This is a genomic window from candidate division WOR-3 bacterium, from assembly GCA_039801905.1.
In the GTDB taxonomy this organism is placed as follows: domain Bacteria; phylum Hydrothermota; class Tepidihabitantia; order Tepidihabitantales; family JBDRVQ01; genus JBDRVQ01.
Genome location: JBDRVQ010000016.1, coordinates 1 through 21,173, shown reverse-complemented (window position 1 = coordinate 21,173; position 21,173 = coordinate 1). Strand labels below are relative to the sequence as shown.

The 21,173-nt window shown below is 44.4% G+C and carries 16 protein-coding genes; 7 read left to right on the top strand and 9 right to left on the bottom strand.

All coding sequences use genetic code 11. From position 1 onward, the window contains the following. Nucleotides 1-593 precede the first annotated feature (593 nt). Together ABIL00_04425 and ABIL00_04420 are read right to left on the bottom strand one after the other, a co-directional pair. Nucleotides 594-992 (bottom strand): PaaI family thioesterase, encoded by a 399-nt coding sequence (locus tag ABIL00_04425; GenBank protein MEO0110007.1) that lies wholly within the window; start codon nucleotides 990-992, stop codon nucleotides 594-596. Next, complete coding sequence (locus tag ABIL00_04420) at nucleotides 992-1,579, bottom strand: outer membrane lipoprotein carrier protein LolA (protein ID MEO0110006.1); 588 nt, start codon at nucleotides 1,577-1,579, stop codon at nucleotides 992-994. The genes ABIL00_04425 and ABIL00_04420 overlap by 1 nt, the downstream gene beginning before the upstream one ends. A 511-nt stretch (nucleotides 1,580-2,090) precedes the next feature. Between ABIL00_04420 and ABIL00_04415 the strand changes: the two genes are divergently transcribed. The 4 genes from ABIL00_04415 to ABIL00_04400 all read left to right on the top strand — a co-directional run bounded on the left by ABIL00_04415 (nucleotide 2,091) and on the right by ABIL00_04400 (nucleotide 10,003). Beyond that, nucleotides 2,091-4,025, top strand: coding sequence for a CocE/NonD family hydrolase (locus ABIL00_04415; protein MEO0110005.1), 1,935 nt, complete (start codon nucleotides 2,091-2,093; stop codon nucleotides 4,023-4,025). Nucleotides 4,026-4,035: 10 nt separating this feature from the next. After that, nucleotides 4,036-5,610 (top strand): SBBP repeat-containing protein, encoded by a 1,575-nt coding sequence (locus ABIL00_04410; protein ID MEO0110004.1) that lies wholly within the window; start codon nucleotides 4,036-4,038, stop codon nucleotides 5,608-5,610. A gap of 14 nt (nucleotides 5,611-5,624) precedes the next feature. Continuing rightward, entirely contained in the window at nucleotides 5,625-7,148 is a 1,524-nt protein-coding gene (locus tag ABIL00_04405; protein MEO0110003.1) for a hypothetical protein, read from the top strand. A gap of 122 nt (nucleotides 7,149-7,270) precedes the next feature. Further along, nucleotides 7,271-10,003, top strand: a complete 2,733-nt coding sequence (locus ABIL00_04400; GenBank protein ID MEO0110002.1) for a T9SS type A sorting domain-containing protein — start codon at nucleotides 7,271-7,273, stop codon at nucleotides 10,001-10,003. A 23-nt stretch (nucleotides 10,004-10,026) separates the two neighbouring features. Here the strand turns inward: ABIL00_04400 and ABIL00_04395 are convergent, their stop codons facing one another. Genes ABIL00_04395 through ABIL00_04365 form a run of 7 tightly spaced genes read right to left on the bottom strand, consistent with a single transcriptional unit; the run spans nucleotide 10,027 to nucleotide 19,695 of the window. Next, entirely contained in the window at nucleotides 10,027-10,920 is an 894-nt protein-coding gene (locus ABIL00_04395) for a 3-methyl-2-oxobutanoate dehydrogenase subunit beta (GenBank protein MEO0110001.1), read from the bottom strand. Next, nucleotides 10,917-12,095, bottom strand: coding sequence for a pyruvate ferredoxin oxidoreductase (gene porA, locus ABIL00_04390; protein ID MEO0110000.1), 1,179 nt, complete (start codon nucleotides 12,093-12,095; stop codon nucleotides 10,917-10,919). Before porA ends, ABIL00_04395 begins: the two co-directional genes overlap by 4 nt. Further along, the gene (locus ABIL00_04385) at nucleotides 12,092-13,765 is read right to left on the bottom strand and encodes an NAD(P)-binding protein (GenBank protein ID MEO0109999.1); all 1,674 of its coding nucleotides are present in this window, start codon (nucleotides 13,763-13,765) and stop codon (nucleotides 12,092-12,094) included. The genes porA and ABIL00_04385 overlap by 4 nt, the downstream gene beginning before the upstream one ends. Further along, nucleotides 13,749-14,294, bottom strand: a complete 546-nt coding sequence (locus ABIL00_04380) for a 2-oxoacid:acceptor oxidoreductase family protein (GenBank protein ID MEO0109998.1) — start codon at nucleotides 14,292-14,294, stop codon at nucleotides 13,749-13,751. The genes ABIL00_04385 and ABIL00_04380 overlap by 17 nt, the downstream gene beginning before the upstream one ends. Before the next feature lie 2 nt (nucleotides 14,295-14,296). Then, on the bottom strand, nucleotides 14,297-15,277 hold the full coding sequence (locus ABIL00_04375; GenBank protein ID MEO0109997.1) for a beta-ketoacyl-ACP synthase III: 981 nt from the start codon (nucleotides 15,275-15,277) through the stop codon (nucleotides 14,297-14,299). Nucleotide 15,278: 1 nt separating this feature from the next. Then, nucleotides 15,279-18,788 (bottom strand): hypothetical protein, encoded by a 3,510-nt coding sequence (locus tag ABIL00_04370; GenBank protein MEO0109996.1) that lies wholly within the window; start codon nucleotides 18,786-18,788, stop codon nucleotides 15,279-15,281. Next, the gene (locus ABIL00_04365; GenBank protein MEO0109995.1) at nucleotides 18,778-19,695 is read right to left on the bottom strand and encodes a hypothetical protein; all 918 of its coding nucleotides are present in this window, start codon (nucleotides 19,693-19,695) and stop codon (nucleotides 18,778-18,780) included. Before ABIL00_04365 ends, ABIL00_04370 begins: the two co-directional genes overlap by 11 nt. 106 nt (nucleotides 19,696-19,801) lie before the next feature. On the opposite strand from ABIL00_04365, the gene ABIL00_04360 reads away from it, so the two are divergent. The 3 genes from ABIL00_04360 to ABIL00_04350 form a co-directional block, all read left to right on the top strand. Continuing rightward, nucleotides 19,802-20,176 carry a hypothetical protein gene (locus tag ABIL00_04360; GenBank protein MEO0109994.1) on the top strand — a complete coding sequence of 125 codons (375 nt, stop codon included), beginning with the start codon at nucleotides 19,802-19,804 and terminating at the stop codon, nucleotides 20,174-20,176. Between the two features lie 231 nt (nucleotides 20,177-20,407). Then, the gene (locus ABIL00_04355) at nucleotides 20,408-20,722 is read left to right on the top strand and encodes a hypothetical protein (protein MEO0109993.1); all 315 of its coding nucleotides are present in this window, start codon (nucleotides 20,408-20,410) and stop codon (nucleotides 20,720-20,722) included. Continuing rightward, the coding region (locus ABIL00_04350) for a transposase (GenBank protein ID MEO0109992.1) at nucleotides 20,719-21,173 on the top strand (455 nt) is incomplete at its 3' end. The genes ABIL00_04355 and ABIL00_04350, both read left to right, overlap by 4 nt.

Below are 21,173 nucleotides of genomic sequence, written 5' to 3'. Positions count from 1 at the left end.
ACCGTAGAGGGTTGAGTCCTGAGAGACTAAAATTATCTCTTTGATTCCTATTTGGGCAATTGCCTTCGCCTCCTCAAGAATCTCCTCCATTGGTCGGGAGCGATAATCTCCCCGGATTTTCGGAATTTGGCAATAGGCACAGAAATTAGAACACCCCTCGGAGATTTTTAGATAGGCATAAGATTTGGTTTGGAGGAAACGGTCAAAGGCAAGATAGGTTGGCTTCAATTTATACACAATCCGCTCTTTCCCTTTGAGCATCTCGGGAATTTTTGTGATATAATCAAGGCCAACGAAATGGTCAATTTCCGGGAATTGGCTTAAAAGTTTCTCTTTCGCCTGCTGGACAAGGCAACCGAAGACCACAACTTTTTTTAATCTCCCTTCCTTTTTTAAGCGGATGAGTTTTCGGATTTTCCTATTTGTCTCCCGGCGGGCACTTTTAATAAAGGCGCAGGTGGTGAGGATAGCAATTTCTGCTGCTCTTAGATCATTTACGAGATTAAACCCACCCTTGTAGAGGGTGGCTAAGATTGCCTCTGTATCAATAAAATTTTTGGGACAACCCAAAAAGATAACGGAAACCTTTTTCACTAAAGGACCATCTTCGCTTCGGCGAAGGCGACCAGTTCTCCTCTTTCGTTTCTCATCTCACTCCGGCAGAGGAGAAGATTTTTTTTCTTTTCCAGGATGCGTCCCGTAATCTTGACACTTTCTCCAACGGTGAGCGGTCTCTTCAACCGGACTTTCAACTCGCCGGTGAGGGCGAGATAACCTTTCTTCCGGCAAGCCCAGGCACACATCTCATCTAAGAGGGTGGCGATGATACCACCGTGGGCGATATTTTGATAGCCTTCGTATTCTCTTCTCATTTGCCAGGTTGTCTTCACCCCTTCGCCTTCCTCTTTTATCTCTAAATGAAAACCGATGGGATTTTTTTTCCCACAGGCAAAGCAATAATCACTTGACTTTACTAAATCCTTATTGACCATCACTTCCTTTGGAATAGTTTCTTGGATAACCTTTTATTAATCATTAAATTGGTAAAGAAGATTTCCGTCCGATTTCCTTCCCAATCCTCAAATCTAATTTCTTCAATTAAAAGGTTTTTCTGATTAACTCCCAAAAAGAGGGAATAGTAAGAAGTGTCAACGGGTGTTAATTGGAGTAGGACCCGGTTTTTATTCGGGTTTACCTGAACATTAAAAGAGTCCCTAAGGAGGGCAAAGAATAAAAGGAAAGGTGGGGTCTCAGTAAGGGGAACTTTACTCACTTCTTTTCCCTCAACGGAAATAGAGAGTGATTCGCCGTCGGCGATGATGAGTTGTTTTTTTGGTTTTTTCACTTCCACCCGTAAGAGATTTGGCTTTTGGGCATAGAAATAACCTTGGAATTCTTCACAAGTTCCCTCTGCTTCTGAACAGACCCTTTGGCTAAAATTCCCCTGAATAGTATTCACTTTCTTATACTTCTCTTTTATCTTTAACCAGAGATTCTGAGTGCCGAAAAGAGAAGATAAAGATAAAAGAAGAGAGAAAACAATCATTTCCAAACCAAATTTCATCTTTATCTTTAACATCAAGTAGTTTAAGAAATTTCAAGGATAAGTCAATATTTAGAGGCAAGAGTTAAAAATGATCACTCTAAGACCTAAGATCTCAGATTTGGGAATATCCAAAGGCTCTTCAAATTAGTGGACCACCAAAAACTTTGGCAAAATCTTTAAGATTATGGCTAAACCCGTCTTAAACCAACCGGAAGAAATATTTCAAAAACCGCCTGGACCTTAAGACTTAGTGAAGCCTATCGCCATCTTCTATTAAGGAAGGTTTATTATTGATATTCGCATTTGGCTTTGGTTTATCGCTTATGGTTTAGGGCTTTTGACAGATGGATGGCGAATATTTTATATCCCTTATGGGAAAGAGATAAAATATGTCATCAGTTTATTTCTTCTCGCCTCTGGCGGAGGGTATCTTTAGATAAGACCAAACTTAGCCAAAATCTTTTTCCGATTTTGGCAGAAACATTATAGCCAAGTTGAAGTTGACATTAGAATTTTTTGGTATTATTATTTATCAGGAGGAGATATGAGGAGAATTTCCTACCATCTTTTTCCTGCTTTATTTTTATTATTTTTAATACCTCTCGGCTCTCTCTATTCATTTATTAAATTTAATTTTATGGTCCCGATGCGGGATAGTGTCCGATTGGCAACTACCGTCTATCTCCCTACTACCTTCCCACCTCCTTATCCGACGCTCTTCAACCGAACTCCCTATGACGAGCGAGATTTAGATTCAATATTTGCTTATCTCTTATGCGATTTTAAGGGTTATGCGCTCGTTATTCAAAACCTACGCGGGTATCACGGTTCGGAAGGGGAGCCGATGGTATTTTTGACTGATGGTTGGGGAGATTTACGAGATGGTTATGATGCGATTGAGTGGCTTTTATCTCAAGGTTGGTGTTCCGGAATTATTGGAATGTATGGGGCATCAGCACACGGGATGACCCAATATCTCGCTGCTGGGACAAGACCTCGGGTTCGTTGTTTTGCCCCGATTGTTGCCGGCCCGAGTATGTATCATTATGTCGCCTATAACGGTGGCGTCTTTCGGAAGGCGTTAGTTGAGACTTGGCTTTCTGGTGTCGGCACACCCTGGCTCATTGATTCGGTCGCTAACCATCCTAACTATTCTCCCTTCTGGGAGGTTGTTGATTTAACCACCCGCTGGGACTCCGCTCCCTATCCGATGTTTCATATTACTGGTTGGTTTGACTTATATACCGACGGACAACTTTTGGCATTTTCGGAATTACAGGCGCGGTTTCGGAATCAAAAGTTATTTTGTGGACCTTGGGGACATGGTGGTGCCTGGGGAAGTCGCCGCCAAGGAGAACTCACATTCCCGCCCAATGCGGAGATGTCCGAAGAAGAACAGATTATGGAGGTGGTCCGTTGGTATGATTACTGGTTAAGAGGCGATTCTACAGGGATTATGGAGGAACCGAAGGTGCGATTTTATCTTATGGGCGATGTGACAACTCCGGATACGAGCCTTTGGAATCGCTGGGTTCTTGCTGACACCTGGCCCTTGCCGCAGGTGGTGGAGAAGAGATATTATCTTCAGCCGGGCGGAATTTTAGATACTACTTTACCTTCTCCATCACCGCCAGATTCTTTTTTTTATGACCCAAGAAATCCTTGCCCGACGATCGGTGGGAGAGAATACATCGGCATTCCGGGGGGATATGGTCCGAGAGACCAGCGACCAATTGAGGCAAGGAGTGATGTCTTAGTTTGGACGACCTCGCCTTTTCCTTCGCCCGTGATGGTTTGCGGTAAGTTGCGACTTATCCTTTTTGGTGCCTCTAACCGGCTTGATACTGATTGGGTGGTGAGGGTCTCGGATGTCTATCCGGATGGAAGGAGTATTCTTTTGACCGACAATATCTTAATGGCGAGAAAAAGGCATGGACTTGACCGAGAAGACCTCCTCACACCTTATGAGGTTGATACCTTTGAAATTGACCTCTGGTCAACTGCTTATGTCTTTAATACCGGTCATAGATTAAGGGTGAGTATCACTTCATCCAACTACCCAAGGTTTGAGAGGAATCCGAATACCGGGGCACCCTTTCGGCGAAACGATACCCTTAACACCTTAGTTGCCACTAATTTTATCTACCACGACCCGGAAAGACCTTCTCATCTTTTGGTACCGGATGCTTCTTCTTATCTCCCGATTCTTTCTTGGACGCCGAACATTAGACAAATTCCTATCCAAATTGTTTCCCCAGCGCGATACTTAGCCTTCTCTTTCTATTTACCAAAAGAAGAAAAAGTTTCCTTATACCTTTTTGACCAGACTGGTAGAAAAGTGAGAGAGATTTATAAGGGTTTTCTCTCTTCGGGAGAACACCAATTTAAGGAAAATGCTAAATTATCAGCGGGCGTCTATTTCTTAAATTTGAACATCGGAGAAAAGAATCTAATGAAGAAGTTGGTGATTATAAATTGAAGGAGGTATTATGACTATTATAAATTTTTTAAAGAGGAAAATTTTTATCCTTTTCCTCTTTTCCCCCATCCTAATTTCCTTCCTTCACTCTCAGACCTTTTGGGAGGCGAGATATAACGGAACGGGAAACTGGGCAGATTATCCAGCCGCGATCCGGCTTTTCCCCTGTAATTATGAGGCTTTGGTCTATGTGACAGGAAAAAGTTATGGAGATACTTCTTATTACGATTTTCTCACGATAAAATATAATGAACGCGGAGAGGTTTTATGGGCGAGAAGGTATAACTCAGAGTTTAACGGTTACGACGCCGCCACGGATTTAAGAGTTGATCGGGAAGGGAATGCTTTTGTCATCGGTTACAGCCAAGTGAGGAGTGGGTATGATTTTTTAATTCTCAAATACCGAGCAGATGGCGAACTCTTGTGGGAAAAGAGGCTTAACGGTCCTGGGAATTCTGATGATTTACCTTATTGTTCGGAGATAGACGGAGAAGGGAATTTTTATGTTGCAGGCATTTCTTTCTTTGACGTTCACAGGGGATACGATGCCTTACTTGTAAAATATAACGGGGAGGGCGAAACCTTATGGACCAGAATTTTTAATAATGATTCAAACGGTGACGATATTCCCCGCGCGCTCACAATTGATCAGGAAGGCAACATCATCTTAGCACTCTATTCTTGGGGTGGGAGAAATAATTTTGACTACCTCGTTTTGAAATATGACCAAAACGGAAACTTGGTTTTTCAAAAGCGCTTCAATGGACCGGGAAACGACGACGATTATCCGGCAGGAATCGCTACCGATGAGAATAGGAATATTTATATTGTTGGCACTTCTTATGGAGAAAACGCCGATTACTGGCTCCTGAAACTCTCGCCCTCGGGTGAGACCCTATGGACAAGGCGCGTTGACCGAGGAAGGGATGACCACGCCTGGGGAATAAAATGGACCAGGACTTGGGATTTTATTTGCGTCACCGGATATAGTTACTCTCCAATCTCCGGTTATGATATCCTAAGCATATGCTATGATGAAAATGGGGTGGAGCGCTGGCGCCAGATTTATGATGGTGGTGGAGACGATTTCGCCTTCGGTTTAACCTTTTCTAGCGGCTACCTTTTAGTTACCGGCACTACCCAAAGCAACCGGGGTGATTATGACTATATTTCTCTCTTTTACTTCGGTTTTACGGGTCGGGAGAGATTCCGTCATTTCTATGACGGACCAGCGGGAAGGAATGACTACGGGTTTGCCGCTACCGGTACCGATAGAGCCTCTTATCCGGAGTATGGTGTTGCCGGATGGAGTGAAGGTAGAGGTAGTTACTACGATTATTATATCGCTTGCTATTGGAATTTTATTGCTTTGGAAGAGAGGGGGCTTCACTTTTCCCAAAAGCAAGATGGGTTAACCGAATGGACAATTTATGACATTACGGGGAGAAAAATCAAGGCATTAAGAGAGCTTTCTGGGAAGAAATTAGAGGAAGGAAAAGGGGAAAGTTTTAGAAATCTTCCCTCGGGTATTTATATCCTAAAATCAGAAACAGGAAAAAGAAAGAAGATAATAATCCCTAAATAAGATGAGGAGGAGATATGAAAGGATTAGTCATTTTTTTAAGTAGTGCTGTCTTTTTCTACCTTTCAGGACAATTTGAAAATTTTAGCATTACCGCTCCTTATCTAAAAAATATCACAAGCTCGGCACCGGTTGGTACCGATACCTGTCTTTTTCATCTTGATGCCCCTCCGGATACAATAAAGGACACTTTAGGGAACCCAATCGGGTTAGATTCCGTTCTTTCCGTTTGGTTAAAATATTCAAGGGATAATCAAGCGACCTGGGAAAGTCTTCCTCTTTCCCGAATGGGTGAGCGGTTTTATGAAGAAACCTGGGAGAATATGAGAATCCTCCCTTCTTCTGGGACGATCACCTATTACTGCTTTGCGATTGATAGGGATTCTTTAAATTTTGCTACGGAAAGCCCAAAGAATGTGAATAATACCTGGCCTCCCACCGCCAACCTTTTAGCCTTCACGGGTGATGAGCCGGATAATGACTGCCAAATTGGGGGAAGGGCAAATTTGGAATTGCGAGACTTTTTCGTTAGCTATTCAGCAGAGTATATCTACATCAGGCTCATCAATAATAGCACCAGTTGGCCTTATAGTGCTGGGCTTCTCGGTCCTTGGTTTATTTACGGAGCGGCAATAATCAACCCGCGACCCTTTATACGCGATACCGATTATGTCTATTTAGCGATAAGGGCCAGTATTAATATCCCAGGGGTGATCAATGTTGAACCGGGACTCTACCGACTCCACGTGGATGACCCATTAGGAACGCTTACCCGGATTAGTAGCATTGACCAGTCAATATCCGGAAATCAGTTGGACATTCGCTTTCGCCTGAATGATTTAATTAACGACCCTCAGTTTGAGACCTATGAAGGTTTGATTGCCATCACTGGTGCCACGGCGCAGGTGAGCTTGAGTGGCGAATTTACCTTTGCCGATGGTACCCAACCTTGCCGGTTCTACCAGAATACTCATAACTTTACCATCGGAACCAATAACCCACCGGTTTTAACTAACGGACAAGTTATACCAAGGAGTGGCGCACCCGAAGATACCTTTCACTTTTCGGTTCTTTATAAAGATACTAATAACCACCTCCCTTTTATCCGAAATATTTATATTGACGGCACTCCCTACCGTATCGGTTCTCCTGACCACTATTATTTAGATGGCGCAATTTTTATCCGCTCCCAAACCGGATTCGCTCCGGGTTGGCATCGGTTTCATTTTGAGTTTAGTGACGGTGAATATCGTGTTTCCACCGCGTCCGATTCCTTTTTCGTTATGGGTGTTGCTTTAACGGAGGAGCAAAAGTTTTCCGTCATCAGTTTCCTTCCGAAGAGAATTTTAATTAAGGGGCTAGAAGGGCGGATAAAGTTAAGGCTTTTTGCTGCTAATGGCCGCCTTTTGGAGGAGAGGGAAGAAGAGGTTAATGGGACAATAGAAGTAGAGGTGTCTAAAAAGTTAAGGAGAGGTGTCTATTTTCTGCAAATTTTTGGCCCGAAAATTGATATCAAGAAGAAAGTTCTTTTATTGAATTAAAATAGAAGGAGTCTATTTTGGGATAAGGAGGAAATTAAAAAAATACCCTCTTTATTTAAAGAGATCTTTCTTTTGACAAAAGAGAAATTATTCTTATAATTCTAAGTTAAAAAGGAGAAGATATGAAGAAGATAACAATCTTTTTATTCTTAATTTTTATTGCTTTTTTATGGGCGGAGAAGAAGGAATGGTGCGGTACGCAAGAGGCTTTAAGGGTTTTTAGGATGGGAGAAAAGATCCCAAGGCCCCCGGATGGGCCGAAATATGTCTATTCTACCCATTTCATTATCCATTTTGATACCATCGGAACGAATGCGACCACTCGGGCTTATGCGGAATCGCTTTCTAAGTATATGGAGTATTCTTGGGCAAAACAGATTGATACCTTAGGTTGGGCATCTCCACCACCGGATGGGGCAGGTCCGGATGACCGGTATGATGTCTATATCCGAGACCTCGGTCTCTATGTGATGGGAAGGACAGTGGGAGAGTATCTCTATACCAATCCCTATCCTGACGGTGCCACAAGTTATATGGAAATTGCTCCGGGGCTCTCTTTCCGTGATTTAAGGGTTGTCTCTTCCCATGAGTTTAATCACGCTTCCCAACTTCGTTATAGTTATTTAGAAGATGACTGGTGGCAGGAGAATTGCGCCACCTGGATGGAAGATGTCTGCTATGATAATGAAAATCAGTATATGGATTATCTCTCTTGGTCAATAGACCCCTTAGATTCTCCGCACAAGCCGATAACCTGTGATGAAGACCTTTATGAATATGCGGGTTGTCTCTGGCCGATGTTTCTTGCGGAGTGCTACGCAATAAGTTGCCCAAGGAGAGCCTGGGAAAGGATGGGACAAGTTTCCGGAGAGAATACCCTTTCCGGTATAAATGATGCCCTTGGCAATTTTGCCAGCAACTTAACTAATGCCTTAAAGGAATACGGACTCTGGCGTTATTTCACCGGTACGCGGGCCGATCCCACTCATTATTTTTCCGAATCTAACCTCTGGCCGCCATCTTCGGTGCTTCGGAATCATAATTCTTATCCGGCTACAGGTGATCAAGGCAATCGTTATCCTTCGGGTCCGGGTGGGACGAATTACATTCAATTTTCGGCTGGCGGCACAAACTATCTGAGAATGGTTTTTGATGGCGAAGATAATTATCTCTGGTCAGGATACGCGATTGGTTATAAAACCCCTCCTTCGGATACTTATGGCTTCGTTTTGCCGTATCCTTGGAATCGCGGTATAAAGACGGTCTCTTTTTCTGGTCATTCCCATATCGCTCTCGCCGTTACTGTTACGCAATGGCAGGGTTCAGCCAATAATTTAACCTTTACTTATAAGTGCAGTCTTCGGACTGTGGTTTATAATTGGGATGTCGGAGTGGCAGAGATTCTCTCGCCACCCAACCGGGTAAAGAAGGATAGTCTATTTTCTCCTAAAATTAGGGTGGAAAATTACGGGTTGAATAGCGCTTCTTTTCCGGTCTGGTTTATTATTGTCCGACCACCAGCGGAGACAATCTATAAGGAGACGGCTTCGGTTAATAACTTACCACCGGATGGGTGGCAGGAGATTTCCTTTCCTCAGGTCTCAATTCCTATAATTGGCTTTTATGCGATTAGTGCTCACACCGCCTTAAGCGGGGATGAAAATTCCGGAAACGATGAGTTGGCAAAGAATCTGGAAATTTATTCGCCAATCACTGGTTGGGAGAAAGTAGCGGATGTGCCATTCAGTCCGGATGGTAAGGCGGTGAAGAGCGGTGGCGGTTTAGCGGTGATTGATGATACAACGATTTTCGTTCTGAAAGGAAATAATAAGCCGAGCCTTTATCGTTTTAATCCCCTAACTAATGGCATCGCCTTTATTGGTAATCTTCGTTACGGGGGCGAGGATTTAAAGATAAAGAAAGGTGGTTTTATCTTAGCAGGTGGCGATTATATCTATATTGTTCCGGGTGGTAATAAAAGTCTTTTCTATCGGGCACCAAAGACAAATCCTTTAAGTTTAACATCATTAAGCCAAATCCCTGGGGTGGCATTAAAAGGCGGCACCGGAATGGTCTACTGTGAGAAGAATGGCCGGGGATGTATTTATCTACTAAAGGGTTCAAAGACGAAGGATTTTTATCTCTACGATGTGATGGATAATACTTGGGAAGTGAAGCAATCAGCACCGGCTTACAGTTCTCCGGATAAAGGTTATCAGATTGGGAGTGCGATTACCTTTGATGGTAATCAAACAATCTATTGTCTGCGGGCAAAGTATAACGAGTTACATAAATACGACATTACCAGTGATGCCTGGGTTAGTGGTTTCTCTTCAATTCTACCTTTTACTCATCCAACGGTTGGTAGGAAAAGATATGTGAAGGAAGGGGGAGCAATCGTTTTTGCGAACAATAAACTCTATGCCTTTAAGGGTGGGAATAGTAATGAGTTTTGGGTATATGATATTGGTGCCAATAATTGGAGTCCTGCTCCATTTTTACCTTCGGGAAGCGAAAATAAAGGGGTTAAGGGTGGCGGTTTCTTAGTTTACCAAAATGGTTATATCTTTGCTCTGAAAGGAAATAATACCACTGGTCTCTGGCGCTATTCCGGAGGCACCGGAGATGAATTTTTGGCAAAAAACTTTTCAAGCGAAGAATTCGGAGGAACTTCCCAACCAATCCTCTCCGAGATAGGAGTTCCCTTTCTGGAAGTGAAGGTCTATAATCCTTTGGGAAGATTGGTGGCGGAGAAGGAGGAAGCGCTTAAAAATTTACCGGCTGGGGTCTATCTGGTTGAGGTGGGAAAGGGAAAAAACCGAAAAGTGAAGAAAGTTTTCCTCATCTCCCGATAAAATGAAATAATTTTAAGGGAGGGTTAAAACTTTGCTGCTACCCTCTTATTTAATAATTCCCATTCAAAATCTACTTTCTTTTGGATAAGGTCGATTTCCTTCTCAGTGAGATGGGAGAAACGCCCTTGAATTTTAATATACTCTTTTACCGGTAATTTCTCTTTTGGGTAGTAATTTATCCTATATCTTATGCCATCTTCAATTTCGTATAAAGGAAAGATGCAGGTTTCGGTAGCCAGTTGGGAAACTTTAATTAAAAGCTCCGGCGCCATTCGCCAACCAGTCGGGCAAGGGGCATAAATGTGGATATATTTTAGTCCTTTAATTCCCTTCGCCTTCTTAAATTTGGCGATTAGGTCCTCAGGGAAACCGACCGAGGCGGTGGCGGTATAGGGAACCCGATGGGCGGCAACAATCTCCACCATATTCTTTTTTGGTTCTCCCTTTGGTGTCCCTTCGGGGGTGGTTGTGGTCCAGGCAAAAAGTGGGGTAGCCGAAGAACGCTGGATACCAGTATTCATATAGGCTTCGTTGTCATAACAGGCATAAATTATATCGTCATTTCTTTCGCAAGCCCCGGAGAGGGCTTGGATGCCAATATCGGCAGTACCACCATCACCCGCAAACGCTAAAACCTGGATATCGGTTTTCCCCTGTATCTCCAATCCCGCTTTTATCCCACTCGCCATAATCGCCGCGGTTTCAAAAGCGGTATGGTAGACCGGAACCTTAAGACAGTGTAAAGGGAATGGCCCATCAATTATTGACCAACAACAGGCGGGAATGACAACAATCGTTTTCTTACCGAGTGCCTTTAAGGCAAGGCGCATCGCTAAGGCACCGCCGCAACCCGGACAGGCAAAATGTCCTGAGTTCATCAGTTCTTCGGTTCGGTTTGCCTCTTGCCACCTTCTCATAGTCTCACCCCCTTAAAGATTGCGTCTTCAGTTGGATAATCCTTTTTGAAGACATAGTCAATAATCTCTTTGATATCTTCGCTTCGGACATCGCGACCACCCAAACCGATGATGAAATCAAAGATTGGTGGTTTCCGGTAGGCATTATAGAAGATTGACTTAATCTCCTGGGCGAATATTCCAGAATGACCGAAGGAGATATTCCGGTCAATGACCGCGATCTTATCCGCTCGTAAGAGAACTTCTTTAATCTCATCCTTTGGAGTGGGACGAAAGAGCCGAATTTTTAATAAACCAACCTTTCTCCCTTTTCTTCTTTCTTCGTCAATTACCTCTCGGGCGGTGCCGGTGATTGTGCCGGAGGTGACAAGAATCACTTTGGCATCATCACAATGGTAAGGTTCTACTAATCCATAACCCCGACCGAATTTTTCTTTAAATTCTTCATCAACCTCTTTTGCCACTTTTAATGCCTCTTGGTGTGCTAGTTCAATTTTCATCCGGATTTCGTAGTAATGGTCAGGACTGGTTAAGCCACCAAATGCCTGAGGATTATTGATATCTAAGTAATGCCTCGGTTGATAAGGAGGGAGGAAGGAGTCAACTTCTTCTAAGGTCGGAATATCAACCGGTTCTGAGGTGTGGGAAAGGACAAAGGCATCCAAGATAACCATTACTGGTAAAAGGACTTTCTCGGCAATCTTAAAAGATTGAATTGTTGTATCCAAGACCTCTTGGTTTGATTCGCAGTATAATTGAATCATCCCGACGTCTCTTTGGGAGAGGGAATCGTTCTGGTCGGTCCAAACCGACCAGCCTGGGCCCATCGCCCGATTGACATTGGCGACAACGATTGGTAGGCGGGCACCAACCGCCCAATGCAACATCTCATGCATTAGGGCTAAGCCCTGGGCAGAAGTAGCGGTGAATGCCCTGACTCCACTGATGGAGGCACCGACACAGGCAGCCATTGCCGAATGTTCGGATTCCACTTTAATGAATTTCGCCTTTAAGAGACCAGTAGCACAGAATTCGGAAAGGAGTTCCACAATCTGTGTCTGAGGGGTAATGGGATAGGCAGCAATCACCTGAGCCCGTGCCAGAAGGACACCGTAGGAAACCGCATGGTTGCCCGTGACAACCTTTTTCACTCCGGTAATCTCCTGAAGTTTCATATTTCCGCCTCCGGATACATAGTTATCGCACACCGGGGACATTCCCGGGCACAGACACCACACCCCTTACAATAGTCATAGTCAAACTCGTAACCGTCTTCCTTCTTCCTTACCGCTAAATCCGGACAGAAGACATAACAGTTGTCACATTGGTTACAGACTCCACAAGAAAAGCATCTTCCGGTTTCCCTTAAAAGTTCCTCCTCGTTATAGCCAAGATTTATCTCCTGGAAGGTCTTCCTCTTTTTTAAGGGGAGGGAGCGCATCTTAACCCTCGCCATTTTCTCAAAATAGAAAGTATTCAAAAGGTTAAAATTGACAATCTCCTTTCTTATTTCTTCTGTTTTCTTCCCCAGAATCGTTTCTGCGGCTCTTCGCCCCCAAGCGATTGCTTTAACCACAGTCTGCGGGCCGGTCACGCAATCCCCCCCGGCAAAGATGCCTTGAAGGTTGGTTTTCCCAAATTGGTCGGTCTTTATCCCCCAAGGGGTCTTCTCCAGTTCTTTGGGAAGGATTTCCATCTCTACTATCTCGCCGATCGCTTTAATGACGGTTTCCCCGGGGATTGAGAAGTTGGAGCCTTTAATCGGAATTGGCCTTCTCCGGCCCGAACTATCAGGAGAGCCCAGTTTCATCCGTATACATTCTAAACCCTTTACTTTCTTATCCCTAGTGGTTAAGACCCTTACCGGAGCGACTAAATAATGAATCTTTACCCCTTCTTCTTCGGCTTGCTGGATTTCTTCTGGGGAAGCCGGCATCTCTTCTTTGGTCCGGCGGTAGAGGATAGTGACATCCTTTCCCAACCTCTTGGCAGCTCGGGCGCAATCAACCGCCGTGTTGCCACCACCAATTATTAAGACCCTTTTCCCAATCCTTGGCTTTTTCCCTAAGTTTATCATCCTTAAAAAGGAGATCCCTTCTAAGACACCTTCTGAATCCTCATTGGGGATATCCAACCTTCGCTCCTTCTGGGCGCCAATGCCAAAAAAGATGATGGCGTAATTTTTTCTCAGATCAGAAAGGGAAACCTCTTTCGGGAAAGAGGTATTCGTAATAAATTTCACTCCCCATCTTTCCAATTTTTTAATCTCTTTGTCTAACACATCTTTGGGCAGGCGGTAGGCGGGGATACCGGTTCTTAATAAACCACCGGGTAGGCTTTCTTTCTCAAAGATTGTGACACTAAAACCTTCCCGGGAGAGGTAATAAGCGAAGGCAAGGCTGCTGGGACCCGAACCGATTACCGCCGCTTTTTGTCCCACTTCCGTTCTCCCCTTTCGCCGAGTAGAATCTTTCTTTTCTATCTTTTCCAACCCGTAATCACCCAGAAATCTCTCAATGTGATGAATGGCGATTGGCTCGTCGTATTCCCTTCGGTTACAGGCATCTTCACAGGGGTGGAAGCAGACCCGACCGGTGATGGCAGGGAAAGGGTTACTTTTCAGAATGGTCCGGTATCCTTCTTCGTATTCTCCTTTTTGGCAGAGGTAGATGTATCTTTGGATATCTTCACCCGCGGGGCAGGCATCCCGGCAGGGTGGGATTTTATTCTCATATACCGGCCGAAAGATGCGCCAGGTGCCGGTTTTATTGAGAAGGGTTGTCTCCAAGGAGATGGCACAAACCGGATAGTCTTCAATTCTCATCTCTTTAAAATTTTGTCTCATTATAAGCCTCCCGCATCGCCAAGATATTATCTTCCGCTCTTTTCTTGATGTATTCTTTGATACTTTCTTCTAAGGTTTCAATTTGCACCAGAGGCAAAATGCGTAAGAGGGCACCCAACATTGCGGTATTGACGATAGGTGCGGTTTTTGGTCCTAACTTATACTTGATGGCAATTCCTGTGGCATCGCAAGTAGCAGTGTGATAATCCGGAAATTTATATTCTTGGGGAGAGGAGTTGGTGTTGATTAAGACCCACCCCCCTTTTTTCAAACCTTCAAAGATGGGTACCTGGTTGATCAGGACTTTATCAAAGATGACAATGTGGTCCGGGTGATAAACCTTATAGCGAACCCTGATTGGACTGTCCGATAAGCGAAGGAAGGCTTGGACGGGAGCTCCCCTCCTTTCCACGCCGAATTCCGGAAATGTCTGAACAAACTTTCCTTCCCGAAATAGGGCGCTCGCCAATATCTCGGAGGCGACCACCGCCCCTTGACCTCCCCGACCGTGGAATCTAATCTCAATCATATTCACCACCTTAATACCATCGCCGCCCAAGTAAAACCGGTGCCAAAGGCGGAGAGTAAGATATAGTCACCATCTTTAATTCTTCCCTCCCGATAAGCCTCATCCAGGGCGACCGGAATCGTGGCGGCGGACATATTGCCGCATCTGGGCAAATTTAAGTAGGTCTTTTCTTTTGGTATCTTCACCTTTTCTAAGGTGGCATCAATAATCCGCATATTTGCCTGATGGGGTATAAAGAGGGCAATCTCTTCTGGCGTCAAATTGGCTTCGGATAAAACCTTAAGCGCTGCCTTCCCCATCCAGATGACCGCGTACTTGAAGACTTCCCTTCCTTCCATATGGACCGAATGGAGTCTTTTCCTCACGGTTTCCTCAGAAGCGGGTAGTCTTGTGCCACCAGCGGGTTGATAGAGTAAAGGGGCTAAATTACCATCCGCCCCCCAATAAGAAGCAAGAATGCCGGAATTCCCTTCCGCGGGAACAATAACCGCGGCTCCGGCACCGTCGCCGAATAAAACGCAGGTTGCCCGGTCTTCCCAATTGACCACTTTTGACATCACTTCGGCGCCCACGACCAAAACTTTCTGGGCGCTTTTTTGCGCGATGAGATTCGAGGCAATCTCTAAGGCATAAAGGAAGCCGGAACAACCAGCGCTGACATCAAAGGCAGCACTTCCCTTAACTCCCAATGCTTTTTGGAGCCAACAGGCGGTTGAAGGATAAACAGTATCCGGGGTAGACGTGCCAACGATTATCGTATCTATGTCACTTGCCTTAACATCCGCCATCGTTAGTGCCCTCTTTGCCGCTTCGTAAGCCAAATCCGAAGTTGCTTGGTCTTCCCGGGCGATGTGCCTCTCTTTAATCCCGGTCCTTTCCGTAATCCATTCGTCGCTTGTGTCCACCATCTTTTCTAAATCAAAATTATTAATAATCTTTTCCGGCAGGTAGGAACCGGTGCCAATAATTTTTATCCTTTTCATTTTACTTTATAAAGATAATCTTTTGCCTTTTTATTCTATTCCCCATCTTTACTTCTAAGAAGTAAATACCATTAGGAAGATTTAGTCCTCTTGACTTCCTCTCTCCGATTAAAAAGCCGAGAGCATTATAAATTTTAACCGATGGAAATTGGGGAGCGGGGGAGGAAGTGATGGAAAGGTTGAGAGATTGAGGAGGCAAGGGTTTCTCAGGAGTTACTCCTGGGTGAGAAGCGATTCTTTCCGGGTCGGGGATGAAAAATCCCCAGATGCTTGTACTATTATTACCTTTTAGGGCACCAATTTTTATAAAGTTTTCTGAGCCACTGGCACAGAGGCTACCACCCCCTTTAACCCTTTTCCTCTCCGGACCCAAATGGATTGTCTCAAGCCCAATCCAAGTATCACGAATTGGCTCGTATTTCCAGAACTCATTAGTATTTCCGCCCTTAAAGGCAAAGATGCTGCCCAGACCACTAAATCCGGCAAGCGCTGCTCCTTCCTTTGCCTTTTTCTTCCGATTGAGTTGCGGATGGTAGAAAGGGAGGGGGCTCTTCTCGTACCAAGAGTCCTTCTCCGGATGGTAGCGATAGAAGTTATTATATTTACCCTGGAGGAGAAAGATTGATGTGTCATCATAAGCGACGAGAGAACTACCGTCACCGTATCCCTTTATTCCCAAAGCATCCCTTCTCCTTTCCCAAAACTTCTCTTGGATATGGTATCGGTAGAACTCCTTCGTATTAGAACCTTTCAGAAGATAGATATATCCATTGAGATAGGCAAGACCTGTGCCCCCTTTAAGCCCTCTTTCCCCTTCTATTGGCGGTAGTGTTTCCCAAATTGGCTCCTCTCTCTTTGTATCATAACGGTAGAACTCCTTCGTGTTGGCCCCTTTGGCGATATAGAGATAACGGCCATCGGTTGTCATCGCGCTCCCTTTCTTCACATTCTTTCCCGAAGGACCAAGGGGTAGGGAATCAGTTAACTGGGCGAATGGATCAGGAGGCGGGGTCGTATAAAAGAAGTATTTATAGAGGTTGCGGGTGTTGTTCCCTTTTATGAGGTAAAGGGTCTCATTAACCACCACTATCGCCCCACCACTTTTTATCTTCTTTCCATCCGGTTCTAATGGCACATCCCCAATTTTAATCCAGCCTGCGGGCATACTTGGTTTTATTACCAAGGCGGTATCAGACTTTCGGTCGTTTTCCGGATGCCGATCGCTAAAAAGTTCTGTGGAGCAGGAGACTAAATAAACACCGCTTTGGTTAGCAAGCCAAAGAGGAAAGGTTAGATAGTAGGAAGTACCGGGTAGGTGGTTAGAGACGGAAGTGACTTCGTTATAGAAATCCCCAATCTTCATCCGCACCGAATAACTTTCTTGGGTGTTACCATAATTGAAAACGGTACAGGCGGGAATAACTTCTTCTCCCAAATTGATTAACCCTTTGGGTGCCACAATCACCTTCACCCCGACATCAGGAAAATCTCCCCTCTGGACATTAATGGCGAAAGCCTTTTTATTATTCTCCGGGTGCATATCACCGGTAAGTTCCGTGGAGCAAGAAGCCAGGTGGGTGCCAATCTCATTCATCTGGCACATGGAAAAAGTATAGTAAAGGGGAATTCCTGGTTGGTGGTTTGCCACCCAGACCGTATCAAGATAAAAATTACCAATTTTTAATCTAACCCAATAACTTGCCATCTGGTCTCCAAAGTTATAAACCGAGCAGGCAGGGGTGATAAAACATCCGGAGTCAATTACACTCGGCAGGAGAAGAGAGATTGTTCCCACATCCTTAACTATAATCTTTAAGGAGTCAACCTTCTTGTCATTGGCGGGATTGGTATCGGAAAAGAGTTGAGTGGAACAAGAGAGGAAATAACTTCCCCTTGGATAATTAAAGGTGATGGGTGGAAATGTGAGGTAGTAGGAGGTGCCGGGTAGGTGGTTAGAGACGGAAGTGACTTCATCATAGAAATCCCCAATCTTCATCCGCACCGAATAACTTTCTTGGGTGTTACCATAATTATAAACCGAGCAGGCAGGGATAACGCTACTCCCCGAATCAATTGTCCCGGTTGGGGCTAAAATCTTTTGACAGCCGACATCCCTAATCACCGGTCTTTGCACCTTGACCGAATCGGATTTTTTGTCGTTTGTTAAATCCATATCATTAGCCAATTCCGTGGAGCAGGAGACGGGATGGTTGCCCACTTCTTTTACTTCCCAGGGGCGGAAGGTTAAATAGCGGTAGGTTTCGGGTGAATGGTTGGTGATCCGGGCAGTATCATTATAAAAGTTGCCAATCTTCATCCGCACCCGATAGTTTTCATTCACTCCCCCGTAGTTATAAAGAGAACAGGCCGGGATGATAACCGTCCCCGAATCAACCATTCCGGTTGGGCTCAGAATCTTAGTGACTCCAACATCCCTTATCGGGTTATTATTATTAGTTTTTACTAAGATACTTTCCGCCCGCCAATTGCCACAGACATCTTCGGCGATTACCTTTACCCAATAGTAATCATCCGGAAAGTTTTGCGTCCGCCACTTACCCGTGGTATCGGACATCTCAATTAGAGAATCGCCATCGGTATTTGTCACAATGAAATAATAATCCCGATTATTGTAATCACCCCGGCTGTTACAGGTGGCATCGTCTTTATAGACAACCCTTATTTCGTTACTGCCACTGGGCGGAAGCCCGTACTTAAAGATTAAAGATAAGGTTTCGGGAATTCGGGCATATCTCCCCCGAATAGAATATTTTATCTTGTAAGGGGCTAATTTATCCCAGGTGGGGTTTCCAGTTGAAAAGCCAGTCTTATCGTAAATCTTGGCGATAATATCAACATCCCCATTGAGATTATTTAGGTCATTAAAATAGGTGGAGGAATTATTCCGGCAAAAGGCAAAGAGTTGTCCGGTTCGGGCATTTTCAAATACCGGTCTCACAGTGTCGGTATTAGGTTGGATGATGGTTAAAGGGTTTTGGATGAACCACCAGGTGGGATTTTGGGGTTGGGAACTTCCTCGGCGCCAGAGACTACCAGTATCAGAGATCCGGGCAAAATGGATATGGTCAAAACCGGATACCGACCAATAGACAAGGTAACCAATCGTATCCCCGGGGAGAACTGAATCACCTTCCTGCTTGTGGTAGCGATTCGGGTCAATGTGGGCATAGAGCCAACCCGGCGCCCTTCCGGTAAAACTTAAATTGGAATCGCAGATTGCCAATCGCCAGTGGAGCTCGGCTTCAATCGTCAGCCAGGCTTTAACCCAACCTTTACTAACCGCAATCACCGGTCGGTTGTGTTGCCCAACAGTTATGGCATCAATTCCGTTATGGAAGTAAGGCCCACCGCCATAATCCTGAAAATTTCCCCAGTTATTTCCTAAGGGATAGACCGAATCTCCTGGTGGCAAGGGCCAGCCAATACCCAGAAGGAGAAATGGGAAAAAGGAAAGGAGAAGTAAGAAAAATCTTACTTTTCTAATCACCACTCACTGAGAAATGGAACCTTTGTTCGGTTGTCCGAACCGAAACGGAATTGGGGGATAAAAAAATTTCTAAAATCGTTTCGTAAGGGGCGAGATAAGAAATTTTAACCCTTTCCCTCTCTTCGCCTTCTTTAAGAACGGATAAGAAGCCTTCTCTTCTTTCCGTTTCCCCTCCCAGATAAACAGTGCCCTTATCATCAACCGCCACTTGCAAAAGGGAGGTGGCACGGTCAAATTCCTTGCGCCAGAGGAGTTGGATATCTTTTTCAAGAGAGAAGAGGGAGATGTGATGTTTCTCTGCCACCGCCAAAAGTTTATTGTCCGAAGAGAAGGCGAGGTCTCTAAACATTAAAGAGGCGAGGGGAAATTTGCCAAAATTTTTCCCTTCCTTAAAAAGGAAGAGGGAGTCTTCTCTTCTTACCGCGAAGAATTTGTCATCAGGCGAAGGGAAAAATGGTCCGCCGAAACCAAAATTCCGAATAACCTTTCCTTCTCGGTTAAAAGCCAAAATCCCTCGCGCGGTATTGGCGTAAAAGAAATTACCAGTTTGAGAAAAGGAATAGCCATAAGGATATTCTATCTCCAACCTCTTTTTAATCTTCCCTTTTCCGTCATAGAAGGTGAGCCGGGCTTTGGGATGGGAACCAAAGACACCAACGACCCAACCGAGATCGGAGACGAAGAAGGCTTCTTCTTCGGGAAACTCCTTAAACCAGAGAAGGTCTCCTTTTCTATCATAAAGGGAAAATCTTTTTACGGGAATTTCACCGACTGCTTCTCTTCCGTATTCAATCTGGTAGAGAAATTGACCGCCCGCAGAATAAAGGAAAGGTTCTTCTTGAACCTTTTCCACTTGCACTAATTCTAAATTTAGGTTAAAAACAAAGATACTTAAAATTATCCCTAACATTTTTTATCATAACTGATTCTTAGGAAAAGTCAACCCCTAAGATTTTGAGGGCAAGTTTTTATTAAGGTTTTTGCCTTTTTGGGTGTTATATTATATGGAGGCAAATATGGGAGTAAGAGATGCCTTAAAGAGAGTCAAAAAGTATGAGTCCAATTTAGACCCGAATGTGATTGAGAAGAGATACACCCGATTCGGCAGATCAATGCTGGAGCAGATTAGTTCCTACTTCGCCCAAATCACAGAGATTGAGATAAAGACCAAAGCCACCCTCTCCCAATACGACTGCCCAGTCTCAAATTTCCCTTTCTATCTCTGTTACGCCCGAGAGTTATACCGCCTCTCCAATAAATATGCCGGGCTTCCCCTATTTAGAGAGATCCGCCTTAAAGAGGAAAAATGGCACAAAAGGGGCTTAAATTTAGAAATCTTAAAGAGGATTCGGATTGATATCTTTGGGATCATTTTACCGGAGGAGTTATGAGAATAAAGATAAAGAAGAAAGACCCAATTAAGAGATTTGAGAGGGGTTGGGAAAGATACCACCAAAGATTTGGCTTTCAATTTCCCAAAGCGACCGAGCAGAAAATAAAGGTCTAATAAAGGGGGTCTTATTGATAATCACGGAGGTCCTCCAAAATAACTAATCCCAAAAGGGAAAATCCAAAGGAAAGAGGATGAAGGGTAAGAAAGGATGGTTTTATCTTTATAAAAAGTGGGGGGCGATATAGGGAGCGGTATAGGGGATTTAATAGGGGGCGTAAGGGGAGGTTTAAGGGAGGGTGTAATCCTGGATTTAATGGAGGGTCTAATAGAGGGTTTAATGGAGGATATAATAGAGGGTGTAATTGGGAGTCTAACCGAGGGTCTAATAGGGGGTGTAATCCCGAGCCGTATCGGGAAGGTAAGGGAGGGTTTAACTGGGAGATATATTCAAATTATGTGGAAAATTGAAAGAGGAGTTATATTTGATTATAATAAAAGGCGGGTGCCACCAAAATCAGCACCCGCCAAAGGAGACACACCATGAGTATTTTTCTTAAAATCTCTAAAAAATCAAGGGTTAAAAGAAACCGCCGAGAGCAAAAGAGAAGACGGAGGCTCCTTCAAAAAAATAGGCTCTGGCTAAAAAGTATCCTTGACGAGATAGCGAGGAACGGAGCTAAGGAATCAATTGAGGAAGCCTTAAAATTGGAGCGGGATGAATTTTTAGCCCGAAAGAGGCACGAAAGGGTTCCCAAGGAGAAATTTCGGGGTTATCGAAACGGATATAGTCGGAGGAGTGTTAATCTTGGTTGCGGTCACATAGAAATAAAGATGCCCCGGGTAAGTGATAGTTCAGAGCCATTTGCATCCCAAATCTTACCCCCATATATGCGAACCAGCCCTAAACTTTTAGAAACCTTTCCGGAATTATACCTCTACGGCTTATCGAGCGGTGATTTCCGAGAGGCGCTAAAAATTTTATTAGGAGAGAAAGC

What these genes read in the sequence shown, in the direction of transcription:
- ABIL00_04425 (MEO0110007.1), bottom strand. Translation starts at nt 992, where the DNA reads ATGGTCAATAAGGATTTAGTAAAGTCAAGTGATTATTGCTTTGCCTGT.
- ABIL00_04420 (MEO0110006.1), bottom strand. Translation starts at nt 1,579, where the DNA reads ATGTTAAAGATAAAGATGAAATTTGGTTTGGAAATGATTGTTTTCTCT.
- ABIL00_04415 (MEO0110005.1), top strand. Translation starts at nt 2,091, where the DNA reads ATGAGGAGAATTTCCTACCATCTTTTTCCTGCTTTATTTTTATTATTT.
- ABIL00_04410 (MEO0110004.1), top strand. Translation starts at nt 4,036, where the DNA reads ATGACTATTATAAATTTTTTAAAGAGGAAAATTTTTATCCTTTTCCTC.
- ABIL00_04405 (MEO0110003.1), top strand. Translation starts at nt 5,625, where the DNA reads ATGAAAGGATTAGTCATTTTTTTAAGTAGTGCTGTCTTTTTCTACCTT.
- ABIL00_04400 (MEO0110002.1), top strand. Translation starts at nt 7,271, where the DNA reads ATGAAGAAGATAACAATCTTTTTATTCTTAATTTTTATTGCTTTTTTA.
- ABIL00_04395 (MEO0110001.1), bottom strand. Translation starts at nt 10,920, where the DNA reads ATGAGAAGGTGGCAAGAGGCAAACCGAACCGAAGAACTGATGAACTCA.
- porA (MEO0110000.1), bottom strand. Translation starts at nt 12,095, where the DNA reads ATGAAACTTCAGGAGATTACCGGAGTGAAAAAGGTTGTCACGGGCAAC.
- ABIL00_04385 (MEO0109999.1), bottom strand. Translation starts at nt 13,765, where the DNA reads ATGAGACAAAATTTTAAAGAGATGAGAATTGAAGACTATCCGGTTTGT.
- ABIL00_04380 (MEO0109998.1), bottom strand. Translation starts at nt 14,294, where the DNA reads ATGATTGAGATTAGATTCCACGGTCGGGGAGGTCAAGGGGCGGTGGTC.
- ABIL00_04375 (MEO0109997.1), bottom strand. Translation starts at nt 15,277, where the DNA reads ATGAAAAGGATAAAAATTATTGGCACCGGTTCCTACCTGCCGGAAAAG.
- ABIL00_04365 (MEO0109995.1), bottom strand. Translation starts at nt 19,695, where the DNA reads ATGTTAGGGATAATTTTAAGTATCTTTGTTTTTAACCTAAATTTAGAA.
- ABIL00_04360 (MEO0109994.1), top strand. Translation starts at nt 19,802, where the DNA reads ATGGGAGTAAGAGATGCCTTAAAGAGAGTCAAAAAGTATGAGTCCAAT.